General features: G+C 38.4%; 19 protein-coding genes. 3 read left to right on the forward strand and 16 right to left on the reverse strand.

Annotation, left to right across the window (positions count from 1 at the left end; genetic code table 11):
* From R2S10_RS15400 to R2S10_RS15455, 12 genes are all read right to left on the reverse strand, one after another.
* Complete coding sequence (locus tag R2S10_RS15400; protein ID WP_316841309.1) at window positions 1-3,282, reverse strand: hypothetical protein; 3,282 nt, start codon at window positions 3,280-3,282, stop codon at window positions 1-3.
* Window positions 3,270-5,387 carry a hypothetical protein gene (locus R2S10_RS15405; protein ID WP_316841310.1) on the reverse strand — a complete coding sequence of 706 codons (2,118 nt, stop codon included), beginning with the start codon at window positions 5,385-5,387 and terminating at the stop codon, window positions 3,270-3,272. Before R2S10_RS15405 ends, R2S10_RS15400 begins: the two co-directional genes overlap by 13 nt.
* A 173-nt stretch (window positions 5,388-5,560) precedes the next feature.
* Window positions 5,561-6,907, reverse strand: a complete 1,347-nt coding sequence (locus R2S10_RS15410) for a hypothetical protein (protein ID WP_316841311.1) — start codon at window positions 6,905-6,907, stop codon at window positions 5,561-5,563.
* Between the two features lie 51 nt (window positions 6,908-6,958).
* Window positions 6,959-7,516 carry a hypothetical protein gene (locus R2S10_RS15415; protein ID WP_316841312.1) on the reverse strand — a complete coding sequence of 186 codons (558 nt, stop codon included), beginning with the start codon at window positions 7,514-7,516 and terminating at the stop codon, window positions 6,959-6,961.
* 172 nt (window positions 7,517-7,688) lie between these two features.
* On the reverse strand, window positions 7,689-8,078 hold the full coding sequence (locus R2S10_RS15420; protein WP_316841313.1) for a hypothetical protein: 390 nt from the start codon (window positions 8,076-8,078) through the stop codon (window positions 7,689-7,691).
* Window positions 8,079-8,552, reverse strand: a complete 474-nt coding sequence (locus R2S10_RS15425; protein WP_316841314.1) for a M15 family metallopeptidase — start codon at window positions 8,550-8,552, stop codon at window positions 8,079-8,081. It abuts the gene before it with no gap.
* 120 nt (window positions 8,553-8,672) lie between these two features.
* Window positions 8,673-9,071, reverse strand: a complete 399-nt coding sequence (locus R2S10_RS15430; RefSeq protein ID WP_316841315.1) for a hypothetical protein — start codon at window positions 9,069-9,071, stop codon at window positions 8,673-8,675.
* A gap of 203 nt (window positions 9,072-9,274) precedes the next feature.
* Window positions 9,275-9,733: a hypothetical protein gene (locus R2S10_RS15435; RefSeq protein WP_316841316.1), complete on the reverse strand. Its 459-nt coding sequence runs from the start codon at window positions 9,731-9,733 to the stop codon at window positions 9,275-9,277.
* 72 nt (window positions 9,734-9,805) lie between these two features.
* The gene (locus R2S10_RS15440; protein WP_316841317.1) at window positions 9,806-10,045 is read right to left on the reverse strand and encodes a hypothetical protein; all 240 of its coding nucleotides are present in this window, start codon (window positions 10,043-10,045) and stop codon (window positions 9,806-9,808) included.
* Window positions 10,046-10,073: 28 nt separating this feature from the next.
* Window positions 10,074-10,883 carry a hypothetical protein gene (locus R2S10_RS15445; RefSeq protein ID WP_316841318.1) on the reverse strand — a complete coding sequence of 270 codons (810 nt, stop codon included), beginning with the start codon at window positions 10,881-10,883 and terminating at the stop codon, window positions 10,074-10,076.
* Window positions 10,880-11,719: a hypothetical protein gene (locus R2S10_RS15450; protein ID WP_316841319.1), complete on the reverse strand. Its 840-nt coding sequence runs from the start codon at window positions 11,717-11,719 to the stop codon at window positions 10,880-10,882. The genes R2S10_RS15445 and R2S10_RS15450 overlap by 4 nt, the downstream gene beginning before the upstream one ends.
* 128 nt (window positions 11,720-11,847) lie before the next feature.
* Window positions 11,848-12,234 carry a hypothetical protein gene (locus R2S10_RS15455; RefSeq protein WP_316841320.1) on the reverse strand — a complete coding sequence of 129 codons (387 nt, stop codon included), beginning with the start codon at window positions 12,232-12,234 and terminating at the stop codon, window positions 11,848-11,850.
* Between the two features lie 138 nt (window positions 12,235-12,372).
* Here R2S10_RS15455 and R2S10_RS15460 point away from each other — a divergent pair, with 138 nt between their 5' ends.
* From R2S10_RS15460 to R2S10_RS15470, 3 genes are read left to right on the forward strand one after another with little or no spacing between them, the layout of a single operon-like run.
* Window positions 12,373-13,155 (forward strand): hypothetical protein, encoded by a 783-nt coding sequence (locus tag R2S10_RS15460; RefSeq protein WP_316841321.1) that lies wholly within the window; start codon window positions 12,373-12,375, stop codon window positions 13,153-13,155.
* A gap of 48 nt (window positions 13,156-13,203) precedes the next feature.
* Window positions 13,204-13,581, forward strand: coding sequence for a helix-turn-helix transcriptional regulator (locus R2S10_RS15465; RefSeq protein WP_316841322.1), 378 nt, complete (start codon window positions 13,204-13,206; stop codon window positions 13,579-13,581).
* A gap of 2 nt (window positions 13,582-13,583) precedes the next feature.
* A complete protein-coding gene (locus tag R2S10_RS15470) occupies window positions 13,584-13,997 on the forward strand; it encodes a hypothetical protein (RefSeq protein ID WP_316841324.1) in 414 nt (137 codons plus the stop codon).
* Between the two features lie 55 nt (window positions 13,998-14,052).
* Here the strand turns inward: R2S10_RS15470 and R2S10_RS15475 are convergent, their stop codons facing one another.
* The 4 genes from R2S10_RS15475 to R2S10_RS15490 all read right to left on the reverse strand — a co-directional run bounded on the left by R2S10_RS15475 (window position 14,053) and on the right by R2S10_RS15490 (window position 18,616).
* Window positions 14,053-14,265, reverse strand: a complete 213-nt coding sequence (locus R2S10_RS15475) for a heavy-metal-associated domain-containing protein (protein WP_316841325.1) — start codon at window positions 14,263-14,265, stop codon at window positions 14,053-14,055.
* Between the two features lie 423 nt (window positions 14,266-14,688).
* Window positions 14,689-15,753, reverse strand: coding sequence for a ferredoxin--NADP reductase (locus R2S10_RS15480; RefSeq protein WP_316841326.1), 1,065 nt, complete (start codon window positions 15,751-15,753; stop codon window positions 14,689-14,691).
* A gap of 7 nt (window positions 15,754-15,760) precedes the next feature.
* Window positions 15,761-17,185, reverse strand: a complete 1,425-nt coding sequence (locus tag R2S10_RS15485) for an MFS transporter (protein ID WP_316841327.1) — start codon at window positions 17,183-17,185, stop codon at window positions 15,761-15,763.
* Window positions 17,186-17,272: 87 nt separating this feature from the next.
* Window positions 17,273-18,616 (reverse strand): TolC family protein, encoded by a 1,344-nt coding sequence (locus tag R2S10_RS15490; protein ID WP_316841328.1) that lies wholly within the window; start codon window positions 18,614-18,616, stop codon window positions 17,273-17,275.
* Between the last annotated feature and the right edge of the window lie 3 nt (window positions 18,617-18,619).

The following is an 18,619-nucleotide window of genomic DNA, read 5'->3' on the forward strand; positions in this document are numbered from 1 at the left end:
TTAAATTTTCACTGTTAATTCGGGGCCTAGGTTTACTCTTCTATCTCCTTGTTTTGCATTGTATATTACAAAGTTGATTTCTTGCCTTTCAGCAATCTTTTTTACGGAGGGCAGGGATCTGAATTCATCCTGGAAAGTTTTTAAGATTGGAACATCATTGATCACTTCAAAGTGAATTAAAGATTCTAGTTTCAACTTCGAATTCTTCAACACATTCGTCGAACTGTTAAACAGTTGAACTATCTTTTTCATTTCATTGATATAGATATTCTTCTCCCTGGAATCAACTTGATACTTATCAATCCTTCTTAAGATATATTGATAATGTTTTTTCAAATTATTGTAGCTTATCCCATCAAGATACACGGTAAGATCCACTGAATCAGGCACCATCTCTAACAAGGAGGATCCACTAAATACCAAATCAGTTCCAAGACCATATTTTTCAAAAAGAGGACGAACCTCATCTTTAAATATTAATAGATCTTCATATCTGCTGAAACAATAAGGTCTTCCACTGTCTAAAAGAAAAGCATAGTTCTCTATAAAACTCTTAATCTGTGAGTAATTGGCCTGTTTGACACAAGTAAAGCTTTTGATTATAATATCATATCGGTCTGATAACGTTATATTAGAATTTGGCAGATAATTAAGCAGATCATTAACCTGAAGGATGGTGAGCAGTACCTGATTTGTAACTTTAAAAGTATCTTCAGCTGATTTGATATAAACTTTTTCTGAAAAAACAGGGATCTTCTTGACGTTGGTTGCTTCGTTCACAATAGGATCAATAGGAACTCCTTTTTTTAGATTATGTATTTTAGTAATTCTATAAAACTCTTCATAATACAATATTAGTTTTTGAAAATCGGGTAGTTTATCTAGTTTATTATACAAATCGAGAGCTTCGGGTTCAGCATTAAATTTCCCATAGATCTCTATATTAGCTTTTGCTGTAAGTATCTCCACCAGTTCAAATGGAAAATTTTCTCCTGATTCATTAAAAACTCCCTTTTTATCAAGAATATCCTGTAATTTAGCTGATAAAACCGGATAGTCATCTATCAATTCATCTATAGCATAAGGGACAATCATATCCTTATCAGCAGTTATGATATCTAACAAATCCTGAAGATTATCAGAAAAAGGAGTTTCCTGTGTAGGTGGAATTTCTTCTAGTCTTTTCTGGGTTCTCCTCGCCGAGTAAAACACTTTCTTTCTTGAAGCTACTGAAGTCCCTGCAGTGGTAATAGTAATCCACATAAAAAGCTCACTTAAAGCTTCACGAAGCTTTCTTAAATCTTCATTACCTTCCGATATTTTAAAAAAATCATCAAATGCAAAAAACATATCAGCTGTTAAATTCATGGCTAGAAGTCCATTATAGACCCCATGCCAGGCCAATACCACTTCCTTGGCTTTTAAACCCTTCTTCATTGCGACCCCTACCTTGGTAACATATTTCAGGTATTTCATTTTACCGAATACCGATTCTCCCCCTGTAAAATAAGTTTCCGCCACAAACAATGCGACATCAATAGCAAAGGAAAGATTTTCATCAAACTTCTTTAATTCAGTGAAATCTACGGCATAATGAAACAGAAAGGCAGGTATAAATGATGTTTTTGGTATAACACATTCCAGGTCGGGTTCGAAACCGACTATTGAAATGGGCTGATATAGGTGAAAACTACCGAATGGTTCTTTTCTTAAATCGGTGAGATAAAAAGGTGCAGTTCCCGGTATAGTATACTCCTTCATACCGGAGATGTTAATTCTTGTCCCTGCAAATGAGCTCTCAAAATGAGCTTTCTCAGATTTAATACCTTTGACTTCAGCCCTCGCATTTTCAATGGTTAAATCAAGCGATAAAACGCAATTCTCATTTATCTCATTTTTACCAGCAGGGCTACGAAAATAACTATGATCATTAATTGAATTATCATTCAGGTCCCCATCATTGGCCGAGTAATACATATTATACGTTGAAGTCTTCCATAATTCATATACTGCAGTCGTAAAGTATCGTTTATTTGTAGCCTCACTCACCAGGTGTTCCATATATGGATAGCGCCCAAGGCGTACATCATCCATTTTACCAAACAAAACCTCAAAATTTGTTTTAGGATTATCACAAATGTCCAAGAGAAATTCTAACACATCATCTGCTTCATCTTTGGAGAAAGAACACATTATTTTTAACACAAGATTTTCTTTACTTGAGGCTATAATGGTATCCTTAATGAACTCCGCTAACTTAGCTAACCTGATCTTAAGAGGAATACTCCTCACAGCCCTAAAAGGTAAAATTTCCAATATAGTTGTAAACCTGTATTTCTCGTCCTGTAAACTCAATAGCTCTCCTGCCACATACATTTTTTCATAAAAGCTGACTAGCGCATTATAATAATCATTAAACTCATCATAATCAGGCAATCCCGAAAAAATCGGATTCATTTTACCTAAAGTCGGATGATCTGGTGTCAATGTAAAGTAATACCCCCAATCTTTGTTCATGTTGTAAACTGCGTTTTCAAGGAAGCCTAAGCTTTTTTCATCAAGTTTACCTTCAGCAACATCTTCTATCCTACGTAAGGATAGAGGACTTAGGATAAGGGGAAATATAGTTTCAACAATCTCATTTATCTTAAAGACGATAAAAGTGGCAATTTTAGAAAAACTCTCCTTTTCTTCCGGTTTTAATGCCCATTTTTCCTTTCCATTTACATTTTTATTATCGTTAAAAAAATCGCCAAATATTTTAGCATAAAACAAACCAGTTGGCCTGCTATTCATGTCTTTATCTTCTTGTATTTGGCTAACGATAACCTTAGGAATAATCAACTCTCCTGTTTTCGGATCTTTATATTTTCTTACCCCCTTACCTTCTACTTCTAAAATAAATTTGCAGGTTTTCGACTTAAAGTATTTGTCGTATGGCGTACCGAAATCCAACAATGTCACTTCAACTTCGTCCCCAACCTTGGCCATATATTTCAGTAAATCCAGACCCTTACTTAAAGTTTTTAGGCTAGGATTATTTTTTGCAATGTATCCCAAATAACCTTTCTCACTAAAATAACCTGCCCCTATAAAATACCCACTGGCATTTGCATGAACCTTATCTTCCTTTCTAAAATCATCCGTCCCATAATAAACATACTTTTCTCTTAGATAATAAAATGTGGATAGAAAGCCCCGGGTATCAAATATCAACATGGAAAAATCATCATTTAATTTAACGGCAGTTCCGTCGGTCTTTAAAATTACTACTGTTCCCATCGTTCGATATTGGTTTTAATTGTGTTTTCTGTATAATTAAATAAAGGCTCAATGATGTATTTACTATAATCCTTTGAATAATGGGATTTCCCATCTATAGAATAGACGACAATTTCTGTTTGAGGTAATTTCAGCTTGACTTCTAACTCATTAGACTCCGATACAATTCCAACCAGGTATTTCTGATAAGGAGTTCCTTCTACGGAGATCAGTTGATTATTCTGCTCAAAAAGATCAATAAGAAATAATCTCGGATTTATTAAATTCCCCTCCGAAATCAACGCTTTTAGCAAATCATTTTCAGCCTTGCTAAGCCCTAGTATGATCTTATTTGGAATAGCCTCTTCAGTACTGGAAAGCTGGAGTCCAGTGATCGTTTTTGTAACATCTGTAAATTGAGAGATTTTATAATATAAAGGTTCTGGAAGCTTATATCCCTGACCATTCTGGATTAGTCCATGACTTGATGCACTGGATTTTGTATTTGCTGTGATCGAACCCGTTAAAGAAGTCGCGTGATTTAATAAATCAATTGTTTCAGTTAAGTACGTAACTCTCTCTAAGAATGGAAAATCAATAGCTCCGGTTTCAATCTCATCCTCTACCACCACCGTTTGAACTGCAGAAATCCCGAATTTCTTTTTATCAGCATAATGATTGACCAAATTCAACTTATAACTGGACATCAATAACAGGTTTGAGGAAGCTCCTCCTTTAAATACCGGACTGGCACCAATTAAACCAAAAACATCGTCAAAAAAACTTGCAGTTGAGTACACATCAACCATTGATCCTTCATTATTTGAAATTTGTTTTACCAAATAATCATAGGTCTTTCCTTGATAGAGCAAAATATTGAAAGATGCAATGTTCAGCTTCAATCCATTTGCTGCTATGGATGGATTTGAAAGTTCAATAATCTTTGTTAATGAGCTTGCATTACCTTCAGGAGAATCTGGTAATTTCAGGTTATCGGCATCGCAAAAGTTATTATGTTGAGCATTGTCAAGCTGCGCTACTTGGCCATAAAGCATTGCATTTGCACTGTTATCCCTGACCAATTGTAGAAACAACTTGTTATAGGATTCATTATGTGCCTGTGGATCCGAATCTATTATTAGGGGCCAACCATCCGTTACATAGTTAATCTCAGCCATACTTAATACAGATCCTCCCATTTTTAAAGAGGTTTCAGCAGAATCCTTAATCAAATAATTACCATAAAAATTGTAGGATCTTCCCCTGTCACTCTGAATATAGAGATAGAGCCTATTTTTCGTTTTAAAATTAAGGATGACCTCATTATAAATCGCTTCAGCTGTCTTGTTAACTTTAATGCCATTATGATCAATTTTAACCTTTCCGCCATCACTGTGGAAACCGAAGAATGCTGCTGCATCCAGAAATTGAAAAATCTGTTCACGTTTAACTTTCTTTTGAAAATCAGACAACTCATTCGGTAGACTAATTACCGCTTCTTTCGTCCTGGCATAAGCCAGATCAAAAACAAACTCTTCATTCGGTAAGGGCAACTGATAATCGCCATAGTTCAAAACAATATCGATCCCAGCCTCAGTGGCAGAGAAGTTCCCCAGCGAGTCGCCCATATCTACCATGGGTAGTTCAAAAGCAGTTTCTTCAACTTCAGAAGATGATCCATTCTCTTCAACAAGCTGTGTTTCTTTAAAAAAGAAGCTGTCAATCATCAATGCATCTTCCTGTACCAATGGATTATACCCGAGGTACTTTGCCAAAAAAGGCGGTACTGGTTCATTACCCTTTTGGTGAAAAGAAATAAAATCCTTATTTACCCTATTGATCAAATCGGAAGAAGTTTCAGATTTTTCAATGACCTGATCAGTGGAGAAAAAATTGCTTTTATCAAGTCCTCTATAAATAAAATACTTAATATTAAATCCTGTGATTGGTTGTGTATAAGGACGTAAAATTAAATTCACCTTATCGACACTCCCAGCCTGTGGTTGTATCAATACGATCCCCTTACAAATTGCAAAAGCTTTTGCTCCAGGGGCATTAAATTTGGTGGTCAGACGAAATTCACGGTCATCAATCGGCCCGAATATTTGGGCCTCACTTTGAGTCATTACAGAAGGGTCTGTAAAAAAGTGTGATTCTGGTGAAAACCTTGACCTATAACTATTTGTATTTGCCATATAATTGATTAAGTAGGTTTATTAATTGAGATTGCAGCGAAGGCTGTCAGTCTAATGCTATTACAGGAAGCCCTTTTAAGGCCATATTGATAAATAAGAATTTCCTATCGGTGAAAAGAGGTCAATAAAGAATTAGGAACATTGTAATTAAAACTTATCACAACAGGTAAATAATCAGGATTATAAGTTCCATCAGCACTGCCATCAACCCGGACATTAAAATCGATAATCGATCCAACATTTGCACCTCCGATTACGGTTGGCATATAAGTGCCTTCACTTCCGTTCATGGCCATTATTGCAGCTCTGTTTTTTAAACTAAAGGCTCCTGAAAGTGTACTCACATAAGCAGACCTTCCTTTAATTTGAAAAACAAGATCTGAAGTTCCTGGATTATCTCTGATAAGTTTTGCCAGGTTAAATTCAAACCTCCAGTTTGTTTTAGATGGACTATTAAGGTCTGAAGCCAATATCAGAGCATCTTCCACCACATCCCTATCTTCCCCAATAATGTTAGCTCCTTGATGCGCTGGTACGTGGTATCCAGAAATACCTGGAGTATCGATTATTGCAACTAAGTCCATAGTCGAATCATTGTAAAAATCAACTACCAGTACCCCCGCCTTCTTCATGTCAATATGTACATTGATTTGTTTACTGACCTGAGTAAATCCATTTTTATTAGCATTAATGATGACTGCTTTGACTTCATTTCCAATACCATTTAAGCTCGCCCTATAAGTCTGTCCTATGAAATAGCCCTCTGAAGCGGTAAATACAAACCCTTGGGATATATTCCTCTGACTTCCATCAGAATAATGACCTATAACAGCATAGCTTGCCTGACTGCCCTGATCTACATCTGCCGCCCCTGAGATCTCCGTAGATAATAACGTGACCGGCTTAGGATTGCGCACCATTACCTGTTTGGTTAAAGTTTGGGCACCCGTTTTCATTGCATAGATCGTAATCTCCTGCTCATCATAATAATCAGGATCATTGCTAACTACAAATAAATTGTTGGTAAATGAGCCCGCAGCACTGGCCGAAAAGGTGTATTGCGCTGAGATGCTTTGACCTAATCCATCGGAGAAGAATTGCAGCACTTCATATTTTGTACTGCTACCAGCATTTACAGAATTCGCACCATCCAGAATAATTGAGGTCGGTATTTCACAGGTCTTAAAAGAAATTGTTTGTATACCCGACCAGCCTTCAGCAGTCAGTATCCTCACTCCCAACTGATGTTCTCCACAGCTAACTTTACCATTGAAATTGATAAGTTTCTGGTCAACCACAAGTGTACCGTCAAGGTACCATTGGTAAGTAAGCGCCTTTTCCTGATCTGAAGAACTACTGAATGCAGCCTGAAAATATGCGACGTTATCGCTATGATGAGTACTGCCAATAATGAAAAAGGCAGGGCCAAATAGGCATTTGTTTACCGTCATTTTAAATTGTTTTATCGTAAAAAACAGATGTTAATAATTGGATTGGAAAGACTATTTTCTCCCAATCATGAATACAAAAGTGACAGCGATTATCACTATAATGAAGGCTATCAGCCAATATTGAAGCTGAACAGGTTCTTTCAGTTTCACCAATGTGGATGTCGTTATTTTTGACGCTAAAACTGAGCTTTCCGACCTTCCGCTACTTGTGTATAAATCTTTATGGATCAGCGTTTCCTTCTGGATCCTTACCGGGATATGCCTGGGATTCAAAACCGCAGATACCGTTAATAGCCGAGTCTGCGGATTTAAAGTCAACCTGACGTCTACCAACTCATGCTTTATGGCAGTAATTCCATTGACCAAACTATCCATTTGAAAATAGCTCCCCTGACTGATTTCTTGTCCAGCTATTGTAATCACAGTATCAGCATGCTCCGTAATACTAATTAGCGATTGGTCTACAAACACAGCTGTTGAATCCAAAGTATGTGCTTTACGCTCAAGAGAACGGTTAACTGACTGATCTATGGAAACCTTCCGGAACATTCCACAACCTGCTAAGGAAAGCATCAGTAAACATAAGATGGAGGTTAAAAAATGTTTCATAATTTTCTGATTAAAAGTTCCAGTTCTGCTGCTTTAAAATTAATGCTGTCGAGTTTTTTATGAATAGGGGAACAATAAGCTGCTGCGGGTATTTTTTGGGAAAAATGCCTGTTTGAAGACACCCCGGATACACACAGCATCAATACCATCACCGTGGTTATCATTCTCTTTTTCATCGCTTCTTATTTTTGTTAAAATATTTTTTCACGGACTCTACAGTTCCATTCAAGTTGAGTAATGAAGTGTCCAGCTTCCTGCTATTGCTATCCTGCTGCTCCTTATAAGGTGCCAATTGTTTGGGAAGTTCTCGCTGAACACCAGTCACTACTGCCATATTTATCTTCTCATTTAATAAAGTAATGTCCTGAATTCTCAGGCGGTTCATTTCATTATTGATGTTGTACTGCCAGAAATTTAATCCTACAGAAAGAATGAGCATGGTAGCAAATGGATTCTGTTGAACCGCCATAAATAATCGATCAAACATCCTTTCTATCCAAGCCGTCTTTCTGTCTATCAGGTCCTGATTAGGGTCGGGATTTTTAATATGCATCTGTTCCATTTATTTCGCAATCTCAAAGTGCATCCAATCGTAATTCTTTTCCCTACCTAGTGATAGAAATCCATTCTGGTAAAAGATATCGATCATGTCCTGATATTCAGGTCTTGCAAATCTTGCGGTTTTCGAGTTCTCTCTTAACAGGTTTCTATCCGGATCCAGGTCAATGGCAGTCCCCCAGGAATGGCGGGAAAGGGTTTGTGTACTACCACGCATGAAGCGATAGTTGAAACAGCCGCCATATAAATCTATTCCCAGTGCAACAATCTTTTCATAACCATAATGAGCCAGAATATCATCGAAAGTATCCAACAGCGGTTCGGTAATCAGTTTATGGCATTGAATTCTGGTTACATAAGAGCTTCTCTGCCAGGCAATTCTCATTTTAAAAGGAAGGACAATTGTAGTTAAATAGCCGATGCCATTTGCATTTGGGATTCCATATTTTGCATTTAATTGTTCTGTATTTATCATCATTTTTCATTTATTGGCCGATACCTCAATCGCTAACTGCCACACCACAATATTTTAACTTTACAAGATGAGCTCAATAAATACCAGCATCAATAGGAACTCAACTCGCTAAAAGGATAAAGACTAAGCAAGCATCAACATCAATACCTCCAGTTCATTGGTGGTTAATGTGGAATTCTCCGCAAATAAATCCTCTAGTTGTTTTTCATTAAACAGCTGTAAAGCAGATAGACTTACCTCGGTTTCATCCTCAGTTAATCTCTTAAGCGCCTGGCTTACCTGGTTTACTACCTCGATATCTGTAGTGCCGCTCAGCGTGCCATCAGCATTAAAAACTAAGCCACTTTCCTGATAAATGGCCGCTCTGATTTCATGGAATCTCTTGCTGACCAGGGATAAATTGGTCTTAAGTTTAATCACAGGGAATAAAAGTTCAGAGCCTAAAGATTTGATGGTGCATTTACCAAGGATAGCAGAAATTTCCAATGCTGTAGTGTAATTGATCACTGTGTTTGAAGTCATAATTTTGATATAATTATTGGTGTTATTTAATTAAATATTGTGCATTTGAATCCCTTCCGCGAACTGACAGGAAGCCAGATGCAGGTGTTATTGAACTTAGAATTGTCTTATTTTTAACTTGTGCTGAGAATGAATATAAAGGTACTTCAAATATCAATACCTTTGTTTTTTAAGGTTTTATGAAGTCTATACTATAAAGTATATCATTCGAAAAACTCATTTTCAATTCTAATCAGGTCATAAATATGATAAACTTCTTCTCTAAAGTCTTCGTAAGCTTTGAATGCAACAATCACTCCGGGGATTGACATGCTCAGGACCTCCTGAGAAGCCCCAATCAATGCGGATGCCTGCTTTAGTATACCAGGTAATGTATTTCTTCGTACCAGTTGCATGATCTTCTCTGGATCATAGAACAACAGCAGCACAGCGATTAGCAATTCCCTTTCATAAGTGATGTTTGCCCTGCCCTTTCCATTGGTCCAGGAATCCACTTTAATTCCTTTGATCTTTTTAAAAGTAGAAACAATTCGTTCTATGTTAGAAAGATCCGTTAACCGCTCTTCAGGCAAGGTATCTTTAATTTTCTCTGTGATGACCTGTGCAATTTCAGGATACTCTTTGCGCAATACTGCAACCATTAAATTTGAGCTGTATTCCATAATTATTGATGATAATGACTATTTGTGCGCAATAGTTCCTTTTTGCACAAACTTCAGTTAAAAATTAGATATTTAAATGTTATTTACTTCAAATGCGCGGTAAGTTGCCATGTTCGCATCCGAAATTACCATGAGGTTTAGCTTCAGGTGTTGGATCAGTGATTTTGCGGCAGCGACATTTCTTTCCAGATTTGGTTGGCCCCTCAATTCAATCCCATTTTTCAGCCTTTTATACTTCCCTGGCTCGAATAAGGAAATAAAAGTTTGAAGGTCATCTCTGCCTGCTGCAGCTTTGAGTATTTGGTTATTCATAAGTATATTTTTTATAGTGTGTGTACGCTTAAATAAAAGCGCTTTCTTTTTCTTCAATCAATTGTTCCAGATTAGCCCCTTCCAACCTGCAGCCTCTTAAGAAAGCATTGAGTGCAAGTTTTTTAGCGCTGGCCTTTATCCGCTCTATCGCTGTACCCTCCTTAATTCCTAGCAAATTCCGATCTATCTCCATCCGTTTAACTCTTGAAACCATCCGATTTGATTCCCTTTCCAGTGATTCAGTTAAATCGCACTTTGCCTCTTTCATAAACTCCCACTTTTCCGCATTACTAAAAGAAATCAAGCCCAGGCCATCCAGAAAATCGTAAACTATTCCTCCAGATAATACTTCCTTTCCTGCATCCACCAGCCGCATTGCATCCATTGCGTTTTGCTTCGCCACCCGAAACCTGGAAATCCGATCAGGAACCTCATACTGCTTTATAAATCCTGCTGCCCGCATCAGTTGTTCCCGAACCTCATGCTGTAGATGCGCCTCAATGAATTTTTCAAATGTGACTACATTCAAACCATAAAAAGGGCCGTATTTACCTCTAATTCCTCTTGAAAAAGCGAGGGGAATCTCTTGCAAGCGTATAAAGGGAAAATGACGAGGGATCAAATCCGTTAATTCATTGGCCAGGTAATCTTTGTCTTTCTGCGGAGGCTGAGCCATCCCAAGATCAGTGTATGATTTTGCCAGCGCCCTGACGATGACCTCAAATACCTCTTGATCCTCGTTGGTTCTAATGGCAGGCATTTTAAGGAGCAACTCCCCTTCTGATGGATATTCAATCAGAGAAAGCTGTTTGCTTAAATTAGTTGAGGCCGCTTTCATAAAGATTTACTTCTTCGTTCTACCTGCCCCCATTCCATTGCTGCTTCCACCCCTTTAATAACTTGTCCTGGTATTTTAAAATGATTAGATGTTCTTTTTTCCTTTTCCATCGCTAATTTGTTAATCCAACTTTCTGAATTCCAGGCCCCATCCTGAAATAATTCAGCGGAAGTCCCTAAAAAATTTTTAAAAGAATGAGAGAAACTGTTACTAATGCATTTGAATTCCACATAGGCGGCAAACTGTTTTTCAAAATATTCAATCCTACCTTCATGGTCTAGACACTTCAGACAAACAGAAACTTCTCTTAACTTATCAAAATTCGCTACTTCGTTAAAACCAAAATACTGCATGACACTTTCTGACAAGGAATCATATTTCCCTTCCCTTTCCTGTTCTAATTCCTCTTCCTTTCCCTTCCTTTCCTGAACATCCGGATGTTTCCCAATTGATTCATGGTTATTTTCTAACAAATCGACCTCAGTGAGGTTCGGTTCTGCAGGAAATTTCTCTCCTTCTGTAAGCTCTTTGCCTGTAATCCTCTGGTGCTTTCTGAAAGTGGGCAGCAGACCGAACTTCTTCCCTTCAACAACATAAGAACGGATAAAGCCATAATGCTCCAAAATCCCCAGGCTCTCTTGCATGTCAAAGTCCAAAAATGGTAAGATATCAAGTTTAATAGAGCGTGGTTTGTATTCAAATCTGCCCTTACTGTCGGCAAGCATCCATAAACCCATAAAAACCATCATAATGTATTTTCCAGGATGTTCCTGTTCCAGATCCTGCAATTTCTCATGCCTTAGAAAAACAGGCTTAACAGTTCTTATTCTTGCCATAGGGAACAATTAATAAGGTGGTCAATGCATTTGATTTCTGACATAACAAATCATTTTTTAAAACCTCCTCCAGCAGCATCCGCTCTAGTATTTTAATCCTTTGCTGCAGTCTCTTGATTTTCGCTTTTTCATCCGTCATACCGATCCTCCAGCCTTTTAACGACCAGCACTTCTTCCCCAAGCAGATCCGATTTTTGAATGTCAAAATTCCGATCGGAATATTTAAAGGTGATCACTCTACTAATCATCAGCCTGATCATAGCCATTTTCTCAAATGAACATTCAAAATGCGCTCCTATTTCTAAATCTTCAATCTTAGATTCCCAGGTGGTATAGTTAAAAGGTTCCAGCACTTCAGTCCGGCACGATTCCACATCAGCTTCCGGATAAACCAGTTCGCTTTGCTCTTTTTCCGAACCATATCTTAATCCAGAAGTTCTGCTTTCAGGCTCCGAATTTATGGTAGTTGTCCTATTCAATTCGGGAATTAATTCTGTTTTCAATGTAGTTTCCATATTTATCATGAGTTTTAAATTGTTAATAAGCCTCCTTTATATTTATATTTGCCGAATCAGTGAATCAAATATAGTTCGTAATTACGAACTATCAAAATCATTATATTCTGTTTTACGAAAAATAAATTATAACAATCTGTGAATCAAGAAGAAAATAATTCAAATAAATTCCAGAGACTGAGAGAAGTTATCAGTTTTTTTAAATTTAAAAATGACAGCGAGTTCGCAAAAGCGATCAAAATGTCCAAATCTTACATTTCAGAAATCCTAAAAAGCGAAAAAGCACCAAAAACAATGGGGCAAAAGCTCGAAGATAATTTGGGGGTATCCAGAAAATGGTTTGAAGAAGGAAAAGGCGAAATGCTATTGGAGCCTTCTGTTTCTCAAAAAGAAAACAGTACCTTTATTGCTGAGATACATTACCCTTTAGAGGTAGGTGAGAGCCCATTTATTGACCTTGGAGAAGGAAAATATATCATGGTTGTTCCCTTAGTTAATGAATATGCATATGCCGGATATTTACCCGGTTACAAAGATCCCGAATATTTAGAAGAATTACCCAAGCATACAATTATAGTGGACAAACATCACAGAGGTCAATACAGAGCATTTGAAATTGTAGGCGACAGCATGGATGACAATACCAAGGAAAGCATCAGCGACGGAAGTATTGTTACCGGAAGAGAAATACAACAGCACCTCTGGACCAGCAAATTCCACACGCACAGATTCAAGGACTATATTGTTGTTCATAAAAAATATGGTATTATGACCAAGAGAATTACACATCATGATACTGAGACCGGTATTATTACCTGTCATTCCCTTAATCCGGACAAAAAAAAATATCCTGATTTTGATGTTCAACTGGATGATGTCAAACAAATGTTTAACATTGTCAATGTCTTACAAAAACGATAATTGTCGCTTTAAGTATCTAAAACCAGGGCAAAACAACTCTTCAAAAAAATGGCAGAAATAAAAGAAACCACCGAAGAAGCAGAAAGGTTAAAAGTATTCAGAAAAGCAGAAAAAATGGGCCAGGAAGAATTTGGAAAAAGACTGGGCCTGGATCACTCTGTGATCAGTAGATATGAAAATAACCGGTTAAATATTCCTATCGACTTTGTCAAAAAGCTCCATGAAGTATTCAATATTTCTTTTGAATGGTTTTATACGGGTAAAGGAAATAGAAAACATACTCCTGAAAAGGCAAGCCTGATTAAAGACATCAAAACACTGGAAACAAATCAACAAATACTCACACAACAAGTAGAGGCACTAAAAACAGAACTGCTAAAACTTCATCGTGATTTCCATGCTTTTAAAGCAAATAATTACAACTAAATATGAATGTAAACGAACTAAGAATTGGTAATTATATATCCCTAAATCATGAAATCGCAAATGATGTGGCTAAGCCTTGCGAAGTACTTGGCATCCTGCCAGATAAAAGGATAGCTTACAAAGAAAACAATGCAGCTCAACTGTTAGAATGTAACCATGATCAGGTTAGCCCTATTCTTTTAAACTCAGATTGGCTGGTCAACAGACTTAGCTTTAAAGACAATGGCGGTGGATACTTTCAACACGAAGATTTCAATTTCTTCTTATTTCATGTGGCAGAAGATGAGTATTATGACTGCTATAAGCAAGTACCATCAAATGATGATACAGGAGATTTTAAAACAATACAACACGTCCATAAATTACAGAATCTGTTTTTTGAACTGTTTGATGAAGAACTAATAAATAACGATTAGAAAATCAGGAAGCCTCAGCTCAGTGAGCTGAGGCTTCCTAATCATCATTCCATCTTTAATTTAAGCTGTCTGCAGTAAATCCTGCTTCATTGATCGCGAAAATAATGGAGCGTTCATCCGTATCATCTGATACCACAGTCAATATTTTTTCCGGGCTCTTAATGTCTACCTCCCAATTATCTTCTCCAGCTGTCTCATTCAGAGCCGAAGCAACTTTTGCCAGGCATCCGGCACATTTGATGTTTGTTTTAAATTTTAATGTTTTCATTGATGCTAATATTTGTGTTAATGAATTTTGTTGAACTATTCTTTTTATCTTATATCCAAGACGTGTGACCGACCTGGTTATTTTTTCGACAGATGTTACTAAGGGCTCATAAGAGATGACCATAACGCCTGGCAGTACGGCGATCAGATATGCTCCCGGAGTATTTAACACTGACAGCGTTACTGTTGAAATGCAATAACCGTCCTTCAGACCGCTGATATCTAAACCAAGCAGTTTCATTTTCAGAACAATTTATTGACTGACCCTATCCCCCATCTCTTAAATGATGGTTGCTGATTTAACGTACTTGCTATTCTGCTGATCTTTATATTAAGTGTTTTCATAATCAATAATTTTGTAGTACAAAGCGATGAATGCAGCCAGTCGCGGTATTGCGTAATTGCGGCATTCTTTTATGAAATTTTAGTCAAACTCAATAGTGATATCCTCAGTTAAAGGATAGCACTGGCACAGCAAAATCATACCCTGCTCTACTTCTTTGTGCGTTAACGCATAATTTTTAACCATCCTTACCTTTCCTGAAGTTAATATCGCCACACAGGCTCCACAGCTTCCTGATCTACAGGAATGCCCGAAAGCGATCCCCTCTTTCAATGCTGCGTTCAATAGTGTTGTTCCTGGGGGTATTTCGATCAAATGGGTTTGTTCATAAAAATGAACCAAAACCTCATGGGTGATATCAGGCAGATTTAGCTGTTCAACAGGATTTTCTTCCTCAGTAAATCGTTCCATAAAAATCATTTCTTCAGGAACATCTAAAGCTTCCAATGCCTCCTGATAAATTTTCATCAAACCAGAAGGCCCACAAAGAAAGAACTGAGCCTCTACTAGTTTTCCAACAGTAGCCTGCTTCAATACCTTTTTGACAAGCAACTTGCTCAACCTGTCCTCAATCAATGTACCTGTGAATATGGGCTTTCCGCCCTCATGTTGCGATAAGGCATGAATTACAGTCAGCCGCCCCTGATATTTCAAGTTTAATGCTTCAATTGCCTTGGCGAAGATGACCTCTTTCCAATTGCGGTTTGCATAAATTAAGGTCAGCTGAACATCAGCTGATTTATTCAATAAGGATTTAGCAATGGAAAGTAATGGTGTGATGCCACTCCCTCCAGATAATAAGACCACATCCTTGTTTTGATAACTGCTTTCAAGCGGAACAAAAATACCGAAGGGCCCTTCTATTTCCCATTCGCGAATTTGCTCGGCATTGTCAACCATGAAATTACTCATCAATCCATCTTTTACCCGTTTTACTGTGATCGCAGGATAAGAATCCAGATAAGGAGAGGTAGACAAAGAGTAGGAACGGGTTACTTTTTCTCCATTTACCAGTTTACTGATATTGATAAACTGCCCAGGTAAATACTTGAATGCTGACCTGATCACATCAAATTCAATGGTCAGGGTATCTGCCGTCTCCCTGGTCACTTTACGCGTAGGCCAGATCATATTATACTTCTGCATCGATCAATTATTTGAATGACTTAATGGATAAAATAGCAATCAATGTCCCTATACCACTCACAACAGCAGCAGATTTGAATGCAGTTCGGAAACCTTCATTCAACACAACAACATCTATTGTTCCCTGGGATTGCCCCAAATTTGTTTTTGAGGCTACAATAGCGACGATGATCGCAAGTCCAAGTGCTGAACCGATCTGATAACTGGTGTTTACCAAACCAGAAGCGAGTCCGGTCTCTTCAGGTTTGGCCCCCGACATGGAAGCGATGGTTCCAGGGATATAAGCCAGCGACATACCTAATGCGCCCAACAGAGATGCGGGTAATACGTTAACCATAAAAGATCCATCTACAGGAACCGCACTAAACAGCACCAATGAAGCGGTAAGTGCTATAAATCCTGCAATCAGCGTAGATTTAAAGCCAAATTTCGCAACCAGTTTTCCGGTAACTCCCATCATTAGCACCATGATCGCAAAAGTCATCGGCAATAACGCAAGTCCACTGTTGAAAGCTGAATAATGTAATACCTGTTGTAAATAAAGGTTAAGAAAGAACCATAGTGGAATCCATGCTCCTGCCAATAAGCCCATCACCAAATTACCGCCTGAAAGATTAGGCACCTTGAAAATGGACAATGGTACAAGCGGTTCCTTTTTGTTTTTTTGCACAACCAGGAAGGCAATAAACAGTGCAACAGCTAAGCCCAGTAATCCTAGCGTTTGAATCGAAGCCCAACCCGCAGTTTCAGCAGAAACAATACCGTATACCATCAGGATTAATGCTGCTGTGGCCAGGATAGCGCCAAGAACATCTACTTTCCCTTTTCGTGTGGTTCCTTTGAGTAATAAACCAGGACTCAGAACCAAAACAATCAGCCCCAAAGGGATATTGATCAGGAACACCCATTCCCAGGAAAGCCATTGCGTAATGGCACCACCAAAGAACACACCTGCAGAGCCACCAGCTGCCGCAGCAGCACCCCAGAACCCTAAAGCCTTACTCAGCTCCTTTGGGTCGGTAAACTTGGTTAAGACCAGCGTTAATGCTGCTGGTGCAATGAAAGCAGCACCCAATCCCTGCAATGCCCTACCGGTGTTTAGAATTCCTTCGGTCCAGGCTACACCGGCTAAAAGAGAGGCAGCAGTTAAAATAGCAAATCCCCACATGAAGACCTTTCGGGCGCCAAACAGGTCGGACAGACGGCCACCTAAAAGCAAGAAACCGCCAAAAACGATGACATAAGCATTAAATATCCATTGAAGACCAGTTTGTGAATAACCCAGATCCGTTTTAATTGCTGGTAAGGCTACCCCTATGATGGACGTATCCATAATTACAATGAACTGGGCCATACATAGCAAAGAAAGTGCTGCCCATCGCTTAGCGTAAGGCAGCACTTCTATTATTGGTTGTTTTTTATTTCTAGACATAAATTTTATTATTTGTGCCAAAATTAGAAAACACCGAAGCCGGGATTTTATACAATTACCGGAATAAGTTATAGAGTTTTGGGATGCCTATAATTTTAACAGGCCTAATGATCGTTGTAACTCTACATACAATAATTTAAGATGATATACTGCCTGCAAATAGCTGATTTTCCCTTGCGTTAAGGCCAATTCGGCATCTGTTAACTCAAGCCTGGAACTTAGGCCGTTCTTGTAACGGTCGTTCATCATGGTATAATTTAACGCCGCAGCATCTACCGTTGTTTGATGAATATGGAGTTGTGTATTGGCTTCCTTCCACCGGCTAATGATTGCTGCTAATTCAGCATTCATTTCTTCCTTCACATCATTTAACCTGATGCTTTCCTGCCGCACTTTAATCTTAGCCTGATTGATCTGAGCATTAGTCCGGTTTCCGTTAAAAATCGGAACCGTTAGCTGGAAGCCCAAAAATGAAGTACGAGGTAGCGTATAACTGCCCAGACGCAGGTGATCTGCCTGTGCCTGCAATTGATACTGGCCAATAATTGAAGCCTGAGGCAGGCGCTCTGCTTTGCTGGCAGACAAGAGCTTTTCTTCCTGTTCAATAGAGAGTTTTTGGAGTCGGATGTCATGGCGATTCAACTCAGCAGTTTTTAAAGCCTGATCCAGCGTATAAGATTCGGCTTGATTGAGTTCCACATTCAGACTATCTGTTGGCTTGATGACCACGCTCTCATTTAAACCTATCAGTCTTTTTAGCTGAATACCACTGACCTCGATGTTGTTCCTTAAATAGGATATAGAAGACTTTAAATTCTCTACCGCGATAAAGCTTCTTAAGGTGTCTACTTTCAGACTTCTTCCCTGTGCAAACAATGCTCTCGTATCTACCAGTGCCCTGACATTCCGTGAGAGACTTTGTTGTTGTAAATTAAGCTGATTACTCATCAACAGCAGCTGAAAATAGCTGGATGAGATCTGGAAAGCCAATTGGCTTTCCAGATCTATAGTTTTTTCTTTCTGAATTTTCTCATTGATCAGAGCGGCCTCCTTTTGGCGACGCGCATTTTGCATAAACACAGGCTGATTTAATGATAAAAATCCATTAAAAGCATTTTTCCCACCCACTGCAACATCCTCTACAGCTTTATCGGTACCGGCAAACGAACCTGGTAGAAAGATCACCTGACGATCAAAGTAACGTGAATAGCCCGCCGTTGCCGAAATACTGGGCAATAATCGACTCTTCGTTTCCCGACTAATCTCCTTATAACGAATTTCCTCCAGCGTTTGTATCTGAAGTTCCTTATTCCCCTTTGCAGCCATTGCCAATGCTTCCGCAAGACTTAAGTCTCTTTCCTGGGCATGCATAACTTTGCCGGAAAACAGCAGTGGCAAAGCCAGGAGTATATTTAAAAATTTTCTTTTCATTGT

This window comes from Pedobacter gandavensis (assembly GCF_032678745.1).
Taxonomy (GTDB): Bacteria; Bacteroidota; Bacteroidia; order Sphingobacteriales; family Sphingobacteriaceae; genus Pedobacter; species Pedobacter gandavensis_C.

Coding starts and splice junctions, on each gene's coding strand:
- R2S10_RS15400 (WP_316841309.1), bottom strand. CDS start 3,282: ATGGGAACAGTAGTAATTTTAAAGACCGACGGAACTGCCGTTAAATTA.
- R2S10_RS15405 (WP_316841310.1), bottom strand. CDS start 5,387: ATGACTCAAAGTGAGGCCCAAATATTCGGGCCGATTGATGACCGTGAA.
- R2S10_RS15410 (WP_316841311.1), bottom strand. CDS start 6,907: ATGACGGTAAACAAATGCCTATTTGGCCCTGCCTTTTTCATTATTGGC.
- R2S10_RS15415 (WP_316841312.1), bottom strand. CDS start 7,516: ATGAAACATTTTTTAACCTCCATCTTATGTTTACTGATGCTTTCCTTA.
- R2S10_RS15420 (WP_316841313.1), bottom strand. CDS start 8,078: ATGGAACAGATGCATATTAAAAATCCCGACCCTAATCAGGACCTGATA.
- R2S10_RS15425 (WP_316841314.1), bottom strand. CDS start 8,552: ATGATGATAAATACAGAACAATTAAATGCAAAATATGGAATCCCAAAT.
- R2S10_RS15430 (WP_316841315.1), bottom strand. CDS start 9,071: ATGACTTCAAACACAGTGATCAATTACACTACAGCATTGGAAATTTCT.
- R2S10_RS15435 (WP_316841316.1), bottom strand. CDS start 9,733: ATGGAATACAGCTCAAATTTAATGGTTGCAGTATTGCGCAAAGAGTAT.
- R2S10_RS15440 (WP_316841317.1), bottom strand. CDS start 10,045: ATGAATAACCAAATACTCAAAGCTGCAGCAGGCAGAGATGACCTTCAA.
- R2S10_RS15445 (WP_316841318.1), bottom strand. CDS start 10,883: ATGAAAGCGGCCTCAACTAATTTAAGCAAACAGCTTTCTCTGATTGAA.
- R2S10_RS15450 (WP_316841319.1), bottom strand. CDS start 11,719: ATGGCAAGAATAAGAACTGTTAAGCCTGTTTTTCTAAGGCATGAGAAA.
- R2S10_RS15455 (WP_316841320.1), bottom strand. CDS start 12,234: ATGGAAACTACATTGAAAACAGAATTAATTCCCGAATTGAATAGGACA.
- R2S10_RS15465 (WP_316841322.1), top strand. CDS start 13,204: ATGGCAGAAATAAAAGAAACCACCGAAGAAGCAGAAAGGTTAAAAGTA.
- R2S10_RS15470 (WP_316841324.1), top strand. CDS start 13,584: ATGAATGTAAACGAACTAAGAATTGGTAATTATATATCCCTAAATCAT.
- R2S10_RS15475 (WP_316841325.1), bottom strand. CDS start 14,265: ATGAAAACATTAAAATTTAAAACAAACATCAAATGTGCCGGATGCCTG.
- R2S10_RS15480 (WP_316841326.1), bottom strand. CDS start 15,753: ATGCAGAAGTATAATATGATCTGGCCTACGCGTAAAGTGACCAGGGAG.
- R2S10_RS15485 (WP_316841327.1), bottom strand. CDS start 17,185: ATGTCTAGAAATAAAAAACAACCAATAATAGAAGTGCTGCCTTACGCT.
- R2S10_RS15490 (WP_316841328.1), bottom strand. CDS start 18,616: ATGAAAAGAAAATTTTTAAATATACTCCTGGCTTTGCCACTGCTGTTT.